The sequence below is a fragment of the Micromonospora sp. SH-82 genome (genome assembly GCF_051132485.1).
GTDB lineage: Bacteria > Actinomycetota > Actinomycetes > Mycobacteriales > Micromonosporaceae > Micromonospora.
Genome location: NZ_CP148049.1, coordinates 1,002,545 through 1,018,032, shown reverse-complemented (window position 1 = coordinate 1,018,032; position 15,488 = coordinate 1,002,545). Strand labels below are relative to the sequence as shown.

At 71.4% G+C, this 15,488-nt stretch carries 11 protein-coding genes and 1 pseudogene; 3 read left to right on the top strand and 9 right to left on the bottom strand.

Translation table 11 applies throughout. The features are described from left to right. The first annotated feature begins 23 nt into the window (after positions 1-23). Together WHN02_RS04715 and WHN02_RS04710 are read left to right on the top strand one after the other, a co-directional pair. Positions 24-1,112: a ParB/RepB/Spo0J family partition protein gene (locus tag WHN02_RS04715; RefSeq protein WP_434742222.1), complete on the top strand. Its 1,089-nt coding sequence runs from the start codon at positions 24-26 to the stop codon at positions 1,110-1,112. A gap of 1,425 nt (positions 1,113-2,537) precedes the next feature. Next, a pseudogene (locus tag WHN02_RS04710) lies at positions 2,538-3,242 on the top strand (hypothetical protein); the annotation flags it as partial. Between the two features lie 94 nt (positions 3,243-3,336). Here the strand turns inward: WHN02_RS04710 and WHN02_RS04705 are convergent. Beyond that, positions 3,337-4,317 (bottom strand): D-alanine--D-alanine ligase family protein, encoded by a 981-nt coding sequence (locus WHN02_RS04705; RefSeq protein WP_434742221.1) that lies wholly within the window; start codon positions 4,315-4,317, stop codon positions 3,337-3,339. Between the two features lie 38 nt (positions 4,318-4,355). After that, entirely contained in the window at positions 4,356-5,669 is a 1,314-nt protein-coding gene (locus WHN02_RS04700) for a PLP-dependent aminotransferase family protein (protein ID WP_434742220.1), read from the bottom strand. Positions 5,670-6,064: 395 nt separating this feature from the next. On the opposite strand from WHN02_RS04700, the gene WHN02_RS04695 reads away from it, so the two are divergent. Next, entirely contained in the window at positions 6,065-6,730 is a 666-nt protein-coding gene (locus WHN02_RS04695) for a GNAT family N-acetyltransferase (protein ID WP_434742219.1), read from the top strand. 23 nt (positions 6,731-6,753) lie between these two features. Here the strand turns inward: WHN02_RS04695 and WHN02_RS04690 are convergent, their stop codons facing one another. From WHN02_RS04690 to murJ, 7 genes are all read right to left on the bottom strand, one after another. Then, a complete protein-coding gene (locus WHN02_RS04690) occupies positions 6,754-7,926 on the bottom strand; it encodes an N-acetylmuramoyl-L-alanine amidase (protein WP_434742218.1) in 1,173 nt (390 codons plus the stop codon). A 278-nt stretch (positions 7,927-8,204) separates the two neighbouring features. Then, positions 8,205-8,528 carry a thioredoxin gene (gene trxA / locus WHN02_RS04685; protein ID WP_350899246.1) on the bottom strand — a complete coding sequence of 108 codons (324 nt, stop codon included), beginning with the start codon at positions 8,526-8,528 and terminating at the stop codon, positions 8,205-8,207. A 34-nt stretch (positions 8,529-8,562) separates the two neighbouring features. Then, positions 8,563-9,513, bottom strand: coding sequence for a thioredoxin-disulfide reductase (trxB, locus tag WHN02_RS04680; RefSeq protein WP_434742217.1), 951 nt, complete (start codon positions 9,511-9,513; stop codon positions 8,563-8,565). A 194-nt stretch (positions 9,514-9,707) separates the two neighbouring features. Next, positions 9,708-10,778: a hypothetical protein gene (locus WHN02_RS04675; RefSeq protein WP_434742216.1), complete on the bottom strand. Its 1,071-nt coding sequence runs from the start codon at positions 10,776-10,778 to the stop codon at positions 9,708-9,710. After that, positions 10,775-11,560, bottom strand: a complete 786-nt coding sequence (gene sigM, locus WHN02_RS04670; protein ID WP_434742215.1) for an RNA polymerase sigma factor SigM — start codon at positions 11,558-11,560, stop codon at positions 10,775-10,777. The genes WHN02_RS04675 and sigM overlap by 4 nt, the downstream gene beginning before the upstream one ends. Before the next feature lie 21 nt (positions 11,561-11,581). Further along, the gene (locus WHN02_RS04665; protein WP_434742214.1) at positions 11,582-13,201 is read right to left on the bottom strand and encodes a protein kinase family protein; all 1,620 of its coding nucleotides are present in this window, start codon (positions 13,199-13,201) and stop codon (positions 11,582-11,584) included. Positions 13,202-13,636: 435 nt separating this feature from the next. Then, positions 13,637-15,373, bottom strand: coding sequence for a murein biosynthesis integral membrane protein MurJ (gene murJ / locus WHN02_RS04660; protein WP_434742213.1), 1,737 nt, complete (start codon positions 15,371-15,373; stop codon positions 13,637-13,639). Positions 15,374-15,488 lie beyond the last annotated feature (115 nt).

Sequence of the window (15,488 nt, the reverse complement as noted above, 5' to 3'; positions counted from 1 at the left end):
GACAGGTCGCTGGGAGACATCGCATGAAGAACCGTCCTCGTGGTGGGCTGGGCCGTGGACTCGGTGCCCTCATCCCCACCGGTCCGGCGCAACCACCGGCCACCGTACTGCCGACCCAGGACGACGGCACCGCCTCACCTGACAGGCTCAACGGAACGGCCGACCAGAACGGCACCGGCATCCCGAGCGGCGAGCCCGCCTCCCCGGTGATTCCGGCCGGAGAACCGTCGGCGTCGACGGTGTCCTCCGCCCTGCCGGTCGAGCCCGAGCCCGAGGTGGTGCTGAGCCCGGTCCCCGGGGCGCGCTTCGCCGAGATCCCGGTCGACTCGATCGTCCCGAACCCCAAACAGCCGCGCCAGGTCTTCGACGAGGACGCCCTGGATGAGCTGAAGACCTCGATCGAGGAGGTCGGTTTCCTCCAGCCGATCGTCGTCCGACAGCTCGACGAGGAGAAGTACGAACTCGTCATGGGTGAGCGGCGGTGGCGGGCCGCCCAGGCGGTGGGGCGGGAGAACATCCCGGCCATCGTCCGAGACACCCGCGACGACGACATGCTCCGCGACGCCCTGTTGGAGAACATCCACCGGGCGAACCTCAACCCGCTGGAGGAGGCCGCCGCCTACCAGCAACTGCTGGAAGAGTTCGGCGCCACCCACGAGGAACTCGCCCGGCGGATCGGCCGGAGCCGGCCGCAGATCTCCAACACCATTCGGCTGCTCAACCTCCCGGCCCCCGTCCAACGGCGGGTCGCTGCCGGGGTCCTGTCGGCCGGACACGCCCGGGCTCTCCTCAGCCTCGACGAGGCCGAGGAACAGGAGAAGCTGGCGCTGCGGATCGTCCAGGAGGGCATCTCGGTCCGAGCGACCGAGGAGATCGTCGCACTCGCCCTCACCGACGCCGAGAGCAAGAAGTCCTCGCCGAACCGGCGTCCCAAGCCGCACGCCCCCGCACTGACTGATCTCGCCGATCGGCTTTCGGGCCGATTCGACACCCGGGTGAAGGTGGACATCGGTCGGAGCAAAGGGAAGATCACTATCGAGTTCGCGACGGTGGACGACCTGGAACGCATCGTCGGCATCATCGGGGTGGAGCCGGCGGAGCACGACGAATAGCCCTGTCTGAATGGTCACCGGGTCCTCGCGGGCCCGGCTGGCACCAGGACCCCGTTCGGCTTCTCCCCCGTTACCCCCCCCAGAAGCCCGCTGGCCCTGCCAAGGCGCGAGCCCCGCCGAGCAACCCCAACCAGCCGAACAACCCCAGCCGAGCCGAACAACCCCAGCCCGTTTCACGTGAAACGGACCCGAAGTCGTTCTCCCCACGGGGAGGACATGGTGGCTAGTGATCGTTAGTGGTTAACCGACACCTTCTCCGGCGTGTCGGCTAGGTCAACAGCTAACGATCATGGCTCCGGCAGAACCAGGTTTCGTCACTGTCCCTCCTCAGTCGCGGCGGGCCGACCCTGTTCGCCCGACCCGGCTCAACGAGGCATGGAGGAGTGCCCCCCAGCATTCCCCTGGACCCGAGATCCCTCGGCCTCCCCGCACCCGAGGTTCCCGGCCCTCGGCCCGTGGGACCGTCCGGCCCCCCGGCCCGTGGGACCGTCCGACCCCAGGCCGTTCATCGAGAATCCGTGCGCCGGAGATCCAGTCACCCGAGGCTGTTCTCCGGAGGTCCGGGCACCCGAAGTCATCCACCGTGCACCCGAGACCGTGCACCCGGGTCTCCACCCACCCGAGGTCGTTCATCCAGGTCCGGGCGCGCTGGGTCTAACCCCCGAGGTAGCTCCGTGCAATCCCAGTCGGTGTACCCCGAGGGCTGTCTGACGTCCGGCTGGACCGTCGGGCGGACGGGCGGGGCGAATGGACGGGCGGGCCGGCAGGCGGGGCGAATGGGCGGACGGACGGGCCGGCGGGGCGAACCGGTTCGACGGGCCAGCGGGCTGCTGTGCCGATGGGGCGACGGGCCGACAGGCGGGTCAGAAGGGCCGACGGGCGGACAGACGACGTCCAGGTAAGCCCGACCGGACTACACCGATCGCCCTCAGCCGACCGGACTACACCGATCGGTGCCACCCGACCGGGCGGCACCGATCGCCGCCGTGAAGGAGGAGGGACGGGCGAACCAGAGGCGTCGGACGGGGTGCTCGGGCGGGGAGGAGAGGTCCTCGTTTCACGTGAAACGAGGCGGCCAACCCTCAAGGCCACGCGCTTCCGGGTGAGCGGAGGCCCTTCGTCGTCAGCCTGAGGGGCAGAGGGTGGGCGGCGCTCGGGGCCGAGAGTTCGGGGCGTACCGAGGTCGGGTCGTGGTGGGGGTGGAGACCTCGGGTCGGGCCGTGAAGTTATCCACAGGAGTTTTCCACAGGCTGACTCGTTTCACGTGAAACCGCGCGTCAATTGCGGTGCGTGCCTGTGGACGACGCTGTGTATTGGTGGATCAGCAACCTGTGGACAACCGGGTCTCCGGGTCGCTCGGGCTGGTCGAAGGTCGAGGAATCCGGGTAGGGACAGCGCCCCCCGGACTCGGTTAGGGTCAGCGTCGTGCCCGACACTCCCCCCGCAGTTCCAGATTTCACCCAGTGGCCCTCGTTTCCCTTCGATGGCGAGTTGAGGGTCAAGCACCTCGACGAGCCGGTGTCGGAGGAACCTCCCCGTAAGGGGGAGGGCAGTGGCGAGTGCACCGCCTGCGAGGCGCCCGACGACGCGTACATCTGGGTCGGTGAACGGTGGCGGGTCCGGGCGATGGACCGGCCGACGGGCCTGCCCATGGTCCTCATCCTGGAGTCGCGGTCCCACCTGGACCTCGGTGACCTGCCGAACCTGCTCGCGGCCGAGCTGGGCGTGATGACGGTACGCCTGGAGCGTGCCATCCGGTCGCTCGACGGGGTCGCTCGCGTGCACGTGAACCGATGGGGAGACGGGTCCGCCCACTTTCACATGTGGTTCCTGGCCCGGCCGTACGGGCGGCTCCAGCTTCGGGGGACCTTTCTCTCCCTCTGGGACTCGATCCTGCCGCCCATCTCGGAGGGGCAGTGGCGAGAGAATCTCGCCCTGGTGGCGGCCTGGCTGGCCGACTTCGAGGGGCGGCCCCTGGCCGAGCCGCCCCGGATCCAGTGGCAGGCGCCGTCGAGCCTGACCGCCGCTCCGTCCTCCCCCGACGGTGCGGAGGAGGACGAGGACCCGGCGTCGGTGATCGAGGCGGCAGACGAGCTGCCCGAGCAGGACCCACGGACAGGATCCCGGGACTGACACCCGGGAAACGGACCGAGGGGCGACAGGGACGGCGACACGAACAAGCCCGAACCAGGGCGGAGGTAGGGGCGGTGGGAGCGGGTGGGGCTCAGGGATGGCGGGCGGCAGCCTGCGTCACGAGTGCCTTGAGCACCCGACCGAAGTCGAGGCCGGCGGCCTGGACGGCCAGCGGGAACAGGGACGTCTCCGTCATGCCGGGGGAGACCGTCACCTCCAGCACGTGCGGGTGCCCGTCGCCGTCGACGATCAGGTCGACCCGGGAGAGGTCACGCAGGCCGAGCGCGGCGTGGGCGGCCAGGGCCACGTCGGAGACCTCCCGGGTCACCTTCGGGTCGAGTCGGGCCGGGGTGTGCCAGGTGGTACGGCCTGCGGTGTACCGGGCGGCGTAGTCGTACACCCCGTTGCGGGGCACGATCTCCACCGGTGGCAGGGCCTGGGGGCCGTCACCCAGGTCGACGACGGAGACTGCCACGTCCATGCCGGCGACGTACCGCTCGACGAGGGCTGTGGTGTCGTACGCGAAGCATCCGACCATCGCGGCCGGGAGGGCGGCGGAGTCCTTGACCACGGCGGCACCCAGACCGGATCCACCCTGCGCGGGCTTGACCATTAGCGGCAGCCCCAACCGGTCCACGATCCGGTCCAGCACCGCCACCGCGCCCAGCTCGGAGAAACGGTCGTGGGGCAGGGCGACCCAGTCCGGGGTGGGGATTCCTGCCTCGCGCAGCACCGCCTTGGCCGAGGGCTTGTCCCAGGCGAGCCGGGCGGAACGGGCGTCGCAGCCGACGTAGGGGACCTCGCAGAGGTCGAGGACCCCGCGCAGCGATCCGTCCTCTCCGGTGGCCCCGTGCAGGGCGATGACCACGGCGTCGGGCGGGTCGGCGGTCAACGCCGGCAGCAGGGCGACGTCGGCGTCCCGCAGCTCGGCCTGGACGTCGGTGGAGCGCATCGCGGCCAGGACCCGACGTCCGGACCGCAACGACACGTCACGCTCGTGCGACAGGCCGCCGGCCAGGATCAACACGTGCAGGTCGGTGGCGTCGGCGGTACCGGCGGGGGGCTCGGTCACGACGGACCCTTCGGCAGAGTTGGCACCCATGCCGGGCATCATGCCAAGTCTGGACCGGGGGTGTCGGCACCGGCCCGCCCACGACGCGGACCCTGGTCGCCGACGGGTCCGAACACCCGGCGCATGGCGATGTCCTGTTCCATCACGGAGGCGAGTCGGCGTACGCCCTCCCGGATCCGCTCCGGCGGCGGGAAGGAGAAGTTCAGCCGCATGTTCCCCGCTCCGGAGCCGTCGGCGTAGAAGCCGGTGCCCGGCACGTAGGCGACCCGGGCGGTGATGGCCCGGGGCATCATCGCCTTGGCGTCGAGCCCGTCGGGCAGGGAGGCCCAGACGAAGAGCCCTCCGGCCGGCGTGGTCCAGGTGGTGCCGGCGGGCATCAGATCGGTCAGGGAGGCAAGTAGGGTGTCCCGGCGTTCCCGGTAGACCTCGCGGTAGACCTTGAGCTGCTCCCGCCAGGGCATGGTGCCGAGGTAGGCGGAGACCGCCGCCTGGGCGTAGGCGCTGGGGCAGAGGATCTGGGCCTCGCTGGCGATGACCAGCTTGTCGCGCACGGCGTGCGGAGCGAGGATCCACCCGACCCGCAGGCCGGGGGCGAAGGTCTTGGAGAAGGTGCTCAGGTAGAAGACACCGTCGCGGCGGCGGGCCCGCAGCGGGCGCGGTGCCTCACCCTCGAAACCCAGCTGACCGTACGGGTCGTCCTCGACCACCAGCAGTCCGGCCTGCTCGCAGATCTCCAACACCCGTTCCCGGCGCTCCTCGCTCAGGGTCACGCCGGCCGGGTTCTGGTAGGTGGGGATGGTGTAGAGGAACTTGGCCCGGCGGCCGGAGCGGGCCACGTCGGCGATGGCCACTTCGAGGGCCTCGGGGATCAGCCCGTCGGAGTCCATCGGCACGTGCACGACCTGGGCCTGGGCGGCCTGGAACACGCCGAGTGCGCCGACGTAGGTCGGGCCCTCGGCGAGCACCACGTCACCCGGGTCCAGGAAGAGTCGGGCCACCAGGTCGAGGGCCTGCTGACCGCCGACGGTCACCACCACGTCCTCGGGTGAGGCGCCGCAGGCGGCGTCGATACCGGAGAGCGCCATCACCTCGCAGATCCGCTCCCGTAGCTCCAGGGTGCCCTGGCCGATGCCGTACTGGAGGGTGGTGGTGCCGTGCTCCGCGCCGAGCTTGCCCAGCATCTCGCCCACCGCGTCCAGGGGCAGCGCGGCGATGTAGGGGGCTCCGCCGGCGAGGGAGACGACCTCGGGGCGGCTCGCCACGGCGAAGAGTGCCCGGATCTCCGAGGCCGTCATGCCCTGGACCCGCCGGGCGTACCGGTCGGTGTAGTCGTCGAGCGTCGTTCCGGTCATGACATCACCTCGATTGCTTCTCGGGTGGCTCCCCGCGCCCCGGATACCCGGGGGGTCGGTGACCATGGCGCAGGGCGCCGGTTGGTTGATGGTAGTCCGGTCGAGGCGTATCGCACGCCCCACCCACCCGACCGTCCACATCCCGGACCCCGGTTCCGTACGTCGGGAGGCGGTGACGGCGAAGGCTGTGACCTGGGCAGCGGTCCTCCCGGACGGGACCGGCACCCTCGTCACGGTGTCCACGGGTTCGCGCGTTCACTCCCACGTCGGCGGTCGACGGCGTACCATCGCCTGTCGGGGGCGGGGAAAAGCGGCGCATACCGTCGGCCGCCGTACGGTCGACGGGGCATCGGACCGTGCCGGTCACACCTCCCAGCCCGAGGTGAGGATGTGCAATGTCGCGACGCCTGGTCAGTTTGACCCTCGACACGCTGGAAGACCTGCCCCGCCCGTGCCGGCAGTGCGTGCACTGGGAACTCGATCCGGTCTCCGCCGACCGGGCCTGCGCGGCGGGTGACCCGGGGTTGGAGAAGGAGGCCTGGGTCTCCCAGACCCTGCTGGAGTGGGGTTCCTGCGGGAAGCTCGTCTACGTCGACGGGATGCCGGCCGGCTTCGTGATGTACGCGCCACCGGCGTACGTGCCCCGGTCCATGGCCTTCCCCACCTCCCCCGTCTCCGCCGACGCCGCGTTGTTGACCACGGCGCACGTGGTGCCCGCCTTCGCCGGTGGTGGCCTGGGGCGGATGCTGGTGCAGGGTGTCGCACGGGACCTGACCAAGCGGGGGATCAAGGCGATCGAAGCGTTCGGGGACGCCAAGTTCGGTGACGACGGCGACCGGGCAGACGGGTGTGTCGCACCGGCGGACTTCTTCCTCTCGGTGGGCTTCAAGACGGTCCGCCCGCATCCCCGGTACCCCCGCCTGCGGCTGGAGCTGCGGACCGCGCTCAGTTGGAAGTCCGACGTCGAGTACGCGTTGGAGAAGCTCCTCGGGTCGATGAGCCCGGAGACCCTGCTGCGTCCGGTCCGCCCCGCCCCGGCCACCAGCTCCACCGTCAGCTGAAGCCGACCGGCGCGGGTCCCCTTTCAGGCGCGGTTGAGCAGCGTACGCGCCGCCACCGCAGCCCGTAGTTCGCTGACGTCGATCGAGCCGGTCGGGACGTCCAACTCGATCGGCAGGTACATCCGCTGCACCCCGGCCACGATCGACTCGGCCACCCGGTCGCGGAACCGGGGATCGACCAGGCGCGACCGGTCCGTGGGCGAGGTCAGGTACCCGACCTCGACCCGTACCGCCGGCATCCGGGTCAACCGCAGCAGGGTCCAACCCTTGGCGTGGGTACGGCAGTCCCGCAGCCCGGTCCGGGCCACGATCTCCCGCTGCACCAGGCCGGCGAGGCGTTCCCCGGTCGCGGAGGTCACCCCGTTGTCGGTGCCGTAGTGGTAGGTGGCCACCCCTTCCGCCTCCGGGTTGGCGTGCCGGTCGGTGTGCAGGGAGATGAACACGTCCGCGCCGAGGGAGTTGGCGAGTTCGGCCCGGTCGGTGTCGGGCAGGCAGGCCCGGGGGGCCGGACCTCGGGTGAGGTGCACCCGTACCCCGGAGGCGGCCAGCCGCCCCTCCAGCCGGCTGGCCAGGTCGTGGACCAACTCGGCCTCGGTCCAGTGCAGGGGACCGTCCGGCACCACCACCCCGTTGTCGGTGCCGCCGTGCCCGGGGTCGACGACGACGGTCCGGCCGACCAGGGTGGGACCGGACTGGCGGATGGCGTCGGACTCGCGTAGCCACTGGGGGCGTCCGCCGATCACCTTGCGGCCGAGTCGGCGCAGTGCACCCATGGTGTGCGGTCCACACGACCCGTCCGGTTTCAGCCCCACCTCACGTTGGAACTGGGCCAGTGCCCGGGAGGTCCGCAGCCCGTAGACGGCGTCGGCGCGGCCCACGTCGTAGCCCATCTCCAGCAGGCGTTCCTGGAGCGAGCGGACGTCCTCGCCGGTCAGCGGCTCGGGCACGGCGTGGTACAGGGTGCGGGCCCCCAACCGCCAGCGGGCCGCGTCCAGCGCCCGCCAGGTCTCCTCACCGACCCATCCGTCGGCGCTGAGCCCTCGGGACTGCTGGAAGGCGCGTACCGCCCGTTCGGTTGCCGCGTCGAACTCGTCGCAGTTGCGTCCGTCGGCCGGGGCGAGCAGGTCGAGGCCGGTCAGGACCGCGCGGATCTCCCGTACTGCGGATCCCCGGTCACCGGGTCGGATCGGACGCACGCACGACCCCCTCTGCGCGGACGCCGACCGGGCGGGCGGCGGTGGTCGACGGACCGGGACGCCGCCGAGGGCCTGCCTCGTTGCGGCTGCCTAGGGAGCGTATCCCGGTGCCGGGCCGGGCGAGGTGGGTTGCCGTGATGCGTCGACACCCGCCGGGCGGGCAGCGGCGCGGCCGGTCCCGACCTGCGAGGCGCGGGTCCGCGACCGGCTGCCGACGCAGAACCCCCGCCACCCCTCAGGGGCGACGGGGGTTCTGCGTTCGTTCGGGTACGCCCTGGTCAGAGCGCCGACTGGATCAGTCGGACCAGTTCGCCCTTCGGCTTGGCCCCGGCGATGGACTGCACCGGCTCGCCGCCCTTGAACACGGTCAGGGTCGGCACCGACATGATCCGGTACGCGCGGGCCGTCTCCGGGTTCTCGTCGATGTTGAGCTTGACGATGGTGACCTGGTCACCCATCTCGCCCGCGATCTCTTCGAGCAGCGGCGACACCTTGCGGCACGGACCGCACCACTCGGCCCAGAAGTCCACAAGTACTGGCTTGTCGGACTTCAACACGTCACTGACGAAACTGGCGTCGGTGACCGCCTTCGTTGCTCCCACTGTGCCCCTCCTCCGGGATCAGGTTTCGGTTTTCTCAACCCAGGGTGGCGATGAACCGCTCGGCGTCGAGCGCGGCGGCGCAGCCGGTCCCGGCAGCGGTGATCGCCTGTCGATAGGTGTGGTCGACCAGGTCACCGGCGGCGAAGACACCGGGCACACTGGTCCGGGTGCTGGGCGCGTCGACCTTGACGTACCCCTCGTCGTCGAGGTCGACCTGGCCGTGGAACAGCTCGCTGCGCGGGTCGTGGCCGATCGCCACGAAGACACCGGTCACGTCGAGGACCTTGCTCTCACCGGTGTGCACGTTGCGGACCCGGGCCCCGCTGACCTTGCCGTCGGCGCCGAGGACCTCCTCGACCACGGTGTTCCACTCGACCTTGATCTTCTCGTTGTTCAGTGCCCGGTCGGCCATGATCTTGCTGGCCCGGAACGAGTCGCGCCGGTGCACGATGGTCACCGACTCGGCGAACCGGGTCAGGAAGCTCGCCTCCTCCATCGCCGAGTCACCGCCGCCGACCACGATGATGTGCTGGTTGCGGAAGAAGAACCCGTCACAGGTGGCGCAGGACGACACGCCGTGGCCGAGGTACTCCTGCTCGCCGGGGACGCCCAGCGGACGCCACGCGGAGCCGGTGGTCAGGATGACCGCCCGGGACCGGTACGCCCGCTCGCCCACCCAGACGGTGCTGGTCGCGTCGGACCCGGCGGCTCCGGTGTCCACCAACTCGACCCGGGTCACGTCGTCGGTGAGGAACTCGGCACCGAACCGCTCGGCCTGCTTGCGCATGTTGTCCATCAGCTCGGGGCCGAGGATGCCGTCGGCGAAGCCGGGGAAGTTCTCCACCTCGGTGGTGGTCATCAGCGCGCCGCCGGACTGCACGCCCTCGATGACCAGGGGCTTCAGGTTGGCGCGGGCGGCGTACACCGCCGCGGTGTAACCGGCCGGCCCGGAGCCGATGATGATGAGGTTACGGACCTCTTCCACTGCCGTCTCCCGATGTGTCTCGTCGCCACCGCCGGCGAGCGACCCAACGCCGCAGGGGGTGCCGATCCGTGTGCCGACGGTTCAACGACGCCGGCGGCTGACTTGCAGAACGCCATCGTACGAATCGGGGATTCCCCGACCGGACAGCCGGTGGGTCACGTCACGTGAAGGTCACCGCCGGAATGACGGCGACCTCACCCTACCCGGGTCCGGTAGCGGGTGTCTGTGCCGGAGCCGGTCAGACCGCATCCGGGGCCGCTGGCCCACGCCCAGCGCTCACCGGTGGCGTCGACGAACTCGACGATCAGGGCCGGTCGGCCCTCGAAGGCCGCGTAGTCGAGGCGTTCCACGGTGACCGGGGCGAAGGCGTGTTCGGTGACGATCACGGCGAGGCAGGCCTCCAGGGCGGGCCGACCGGCGAGCCGGGCCAACTCGTCGGGGACCGTCGGTTCCCGCTGGTCGGTGGCGTTGAGCCCCGAGTCGGCCAGGCCGGCCGGGCCGACCCCCCGATCCGCCAGCCCCTGCCGGGTGTGGTCGGTGCCGCTGTTGAATCCGGGCTCGGCGACCAGGAGGAACGGGGCGGTGGACATCGGTCCCACCATCGGTCCGGCGGCCTCCGGCGCGGGTCGGTCCCCGGCCGAGGTGGCTGCCCCGTCCTGACTGCCCGCGCTCGTACCCCACTGGTTGACGCCGAGGCCGAAGGCGGCCAGGGAGACCACTGCCACCGCGACGGGACCGGCCAGGCGGGCCCACCGCCGCCGTCGGGAACGCCCCGGCCCGGTGCCGGCCCCCGCGCCACGGGGGGCTGCCCGGCCCGACGGCTGCGACGACCTGGGTACGCCCCGGTGCGGCGACCCACCCGCGCCCACCTGCTCGTCGCCGGTCTGCGTAACGCCGGTCTGGGTAACGCCGGCCTGCTCGTCGCCGGTCTGCGTAACGCCGGTCTGCGTAACGCCGGTCTGCGCGACGCCGAGGGGGTCCGCGACGCCGAGGGGGTCCGGGGCGGTGGGGGTCTGGGCGGCGAGGGCGGCGGTGATCCGGTCGGCGACGTCCGACGGCATCTCGGGGGCGTCGGCACCCCACTCGGCCAGGTCGGCACCGACCGCCGAGAGCGCCGGAGCGAGCCGGGCCCGAGCCTGTGCCCAGGCGGCGTCCTCGGCGACCAGTCGGGCGACCACCGCCTCCTCGGGGGTGCCGTCGAGCACCCCACAGAGGTAGTCGGCGAGCAGGTCGAGGTCGACCTCCTCGAACCGGCCGGTGGTCACGATTCCTCCCCGAGGGCGTCCGGTCGGGAACGCCCCGACGCTGATCCGACGCCCTGGGCTGCGCGGTGGTTCCCGTCGGTGGCCCTCGACACGTCACCCGCACCGGTCGGTTTTGTCCCGGTGCGGAGGTGACCGAGCATCACTGCCAGCCGGGCGCGGCCCCGGGCGCACCGGCTCTTGACCGTACCCTCGGCGACTCCGAGGATCCGGGCCACCTCGGCGACCGGGTAGCCCTGCACGTCGACCAGGACCAGGGCGGCGCGCTGCTCCACCGGGAGCCCGGCCAACGCCTCCCGGACCACCAGCGCGGTGTCGTGGTCCTGGGCCGGTGCGGCGGGCTCGACGCCGCCGGTCGTCCGGTCGGCGTCCTCGCCCCGCGTCGAGCCCGGCAGCGGCACCGTGGGGTGGGCCTGCCGACGTCGGATCCGGTCCAGGCAGGCGTTCACCACGATCCGGTGCAGCCAGGTCGACACCGCCGACTCACCCCGGAACCGGGCGGCGGCCCGATGAGCCGAGAGCAGGGCGTCCTGGAGCGCGTCCGCGGCCTCCTCCCGGTCGCCCACGGTCCGCAGCGCCACGGCCCAGAGCCGGTTGCGGTTACGGCGGAACAACTCGGTGAAGGCGTACGGGTCTCCGGCGGCGTGAGCCCGGAGCAGATCGAGATCCGTCGCCTGTGGTGCCGGCCCGGTCTGGGTCGGCACCGACGGGTCGGTGTACGGCGGCGGGCCCGGTGCCCCTTCGGTCACCGGGCCGGTCGTACGATCACCGCCGGCCATCACCATCCCCGCCGGTGTGAGCCTCGGTCACGACCCCTGAACCGTGATCTCCTGGACCCCGATCTTGAACCCGCCGTCGTTGGGCGGCAGCTCGGTGAGCCAGAACAGCAGGTAACGGTACTTCTGGTCGGCGTCGAACCCGTTGAAGGTCATCGTGGTGCCGTCGTGGTCCTCGAACGGCTGCCCGATCGCGGACCGCTCGTACGCCTTGAGCAGCGCGTCGTCCGCCGCGTTGGACGACCCGCTGGGGGCGGTGGTGCCGCTGTAGAGGGTGGCGGAGGCCCCGACGGCGGAGAGGTTGACCTGGACCGACTTGACGGTCCGTTCGGTGCCGAGGTCGATCCACACCCCCATGCCCCGCTTGTAGTTGCCGAAGTTGGGCGAACCCTTGTACGTCTGGGTCGCCCACCCCTTGTCCTGGTCGCCGTCGAACACCCGCTCGGCGCCGTCGAGGCCGACCCGGTCCCGGCTGTCGGGGTCGATGATCTGGGCGCCGACGATGTCGAGCTTGCCCACCCGGGGGGCCGGTGCGGTGGTGCTGCCCTCGGTGACCGGCGCGTTCGGCGACGGCACGGCGGCGGGGGCGACCTGCGGCGCGACGTCCTCGTCACCGCCGAGCACCGTGATCCCGGCCAGGATGGCGACCAGGGCGAAGGCGAGAAGCCCGGCGACGCCGAAGACGACCTTCCGGTTCTTCACGGCGGCCAGGGCAGAGGGCTCGTCACCGGTCTCGGCGGCGAACCGCAGCGGCCCGGTGGGCTCCAGGAACTGCTCCTCGCCGGGGACGTCCAGCCGGGCCAGTTCGGCGGCGAGCACGTCCGAGTCGGGCGGGGTGATCCCCAGGTCGAGCAGGTCCATGGTCAGGTCGTCGAGGTACGCCGGCACTCCGGCCCGGATCTGCCGGGGGGAGGCCAGGGTGCCGCCCGCGTCCCGGAGGGCGTCCGGGATGGCGGCCCGGCCGTGTCCGGCGGTGGCCCCGTGCAGCGGCGCCTCGGCGTGCGGCCAGTGACCGGTCAGGGCGAAGTAGAGGACCCCGCCGATGGCCCGGATGTCGCTCTCGGCGCTGTCGGCACCGTCGGTGCGGGCGTCGGCCAGGACCACCCGGCCGTCGTCGCTGATCATGACGGTGCCCGGGTGCATGTTGCCGTGCACCATGCCGGTGGCGTGCACGGCGGCCAGGGCGCTGGCCACGGCGCTGCCGACGGCGGTGGCCCGCGCCGGGTCCAGTGGACCGGCGGCGACCATCTCGCGCAGCGACTGCCCGTCCACCCACTCGCGGACGACGTACGCCCGGTCCGCCTCGTCGATGGCGTCGTAGACGCCGACCAGGTTCGGGTGGATCACCCGGCTGGCGGCGACGGCGGCCTGGAGCATCTCGGTGGCGGAGTCGCCACCCGGGTACCGCAGGACGACCGCGACGGGACGACGGAGGATGACGTCGACGCCGCGCCAGACCAGTCGGCCGGCGCTGTCGTTGTTGATGTGCTCGACCAGCTCGTACCGCTCGGCGAGAATCTCACCGGCCGTGGGAGCACCGAAGGTGGCGACCGGCGGCGTGTTCCCCGCCGTCTCTCGACCCTCGCCGACCTGGGTCACCCGTCCTCCCTCGGTGATCGTGTCGATCGATGGACCCGCGCTGCTGGGCATGTGGCCTGTCCGCTCTGCCTTCGACGGAGACCGTCTCCCGGGTCGACGCGGGGCGTCGACGGTGCGGTATCCGTCGAGAGTGACCTTACCCGGGATCGTCCGGGCACCGACATGTCATCTTTCGGCCGCGTCCGGCAGGGTGTCGGAACTGAGAACCCTTGTCCGGTTGTGACCTCGGTCAGCCGTGTTGCTGCCACCTGTACTCGCCAATCTAGAGGTTGACCCCGATCCGGTGACACCGGGGCGACCCTCGTCGCCCTCGGTTCAATTCCCGCCGTACGGCCCCACGAACTCGGCCGTACGGCTGGTTATCCACAGGCCGAAACGGTTGCCCACCCGCGACTCACTGAGTTATCCACAGGCTCGTCCCCAGCCGGGTGACGACCGCTCACGTTCCGTGGGGGCGGAAAGAGGAGCAGGTGCGACGGGCGGGTCTCACCTTCCGAGCTTGCGCCGGACCATCCCGACCACCTCGGTGATCTCGCGGATCCGCAGCAGCATCGCCAACCCGAGGTACGTCAGCGCGATCGCCGCCCCACCGACTGCCAACCGCACTGCCGCCGCCAACCAGCTCAGATCCCCCGGGTCACCGGGCAGCAGGTTCACCACCAGCAGACCCACGAGTGCCGCACCGATCGCCGCGACGAGAACCTTACCCAGCGTACGCATGATCTCACCCAGGCCGATCCGCCCGACCCGGGGTCGGAGCAGCATCGCCGAGACGATCGCCGCGACCACGTACGAGACGGCGTTGCCGATCATCATCCCGGCCGCCGCGAAGGTGGCCGAGAAGGCGAGGAAGAGCCCGACCTGGACCAACACCCGCAGGGCCACCACCGGGATGTTCACCAGGGCCGGGGTGCGGGTGTCCGGCAGGGCGTAGAACGCGAAGGTGAAGAGCTGGCTGATGGCGAACGGCACCAGGGCCACTGCGGCGGCCAGCAGCACCACCGAGGTGGCCACCGCGTTCTCGCCGGTGAAGGCGCCGTACCGGAAGACCACCACGGAGATCGGTCCGGCCAGGACCGCGTAGCAGACCGCGATGGGGGCCAACACCGCGCTGATCATCCGGGCGCCCCGGGACAGGTCGGCGACCAGGTCCCGTAGCCGCCCGTCGGCGGCGGCGGCGCTCATCCGGGGCATCAGGGCGGTGATGATCGATACGGCGATGATCCCGTGCGCCATCATCAGCAGCAGGAAGACGTTGTTGTAGATCAGCAGGCCGGCCGCGTTCTCCCCGGCGGCCCGGGAGAGCAGGTTGACCACCACGAAGAGGCCGAGCTGGTTGACAGCGACGTAGCAGAACATCCAGCCGCCGAGCTTGGCCACTTCGGCCAGGCCCAGCTTGCCGAAGTCGAACCGCAGCTTCCACCGGAAGCCCACCTTGCGCAGCGCCGGCAGCAGCCCCATGGCCTGCACCGCCACCCCGAGCAGGGTGCCCCCACCGACCAGCAGGATCTGACCGATCCCCATGTCGGCCGGGTCGAGCGCCCGCGCGCCGTAGACCAGGATGTAGAGACCGAGGGTGGCGATGACGACCAGGTTGTTCAGGATCGGCGCCCACATCGGGGCGGCGAAGTGCCCGCGGGTGTTCAACACCGCGGCGATCAGCGCGCTGAGCCCGGTGAAGAACAGCATCGGGAGCATCAGCAGGGAGAGCTTGGTGACCAGGCCGTTGTAGTCGTCGTCGCCACCGCCGCCCGCGTACAGGCGGGTCAGGACCGGGGCGGAGAGCAGCGCCAGCCCGACGGCGACGGCGAGCGCGATCACCGCCAGGGTGAGCAGTCGCTGGGCGTACGCCTGGCCCCGGTCCGGGTCGGACTTGCTGCGCCGGACCAGCACCGGGATCAGGACGCTGGTCAGCACCCCGCCGAGGAGGAACTCGTACACCTGGTTGGGCAGGAACTGGGCGGTGGTGTAGACGTTGCCGACCACGTTGCCCAGGGCGGCGCCGATCATGAGGTTCCGGACGAAGCCGGTCCCTCGGCTGACCAGACTGCCGAGCGCCATGATCGCGCTGTTGGCGGCGGCGCTCGACTCCGCGACCTGCTCCTGCGGGGCGGCTGTCGCCTCCACGGCCGGGGGTTCGGCGGAGATGAAGGTGGCCCCGTCGTTCGGCGGCACCCCGCCCCCCTGTGTGGCGTTCGCGCTGCGGTAGAGCCCGCCGCTCATCTGTCGCCTCCAGGGGTAGATCGCCGACGGGCCACCGCCCGTACGCCACAGACCTTAGTCAACCGGTACGGGACACCCACGCCCGGCGGACAGGACCGACAGGCCGCCCGATAGT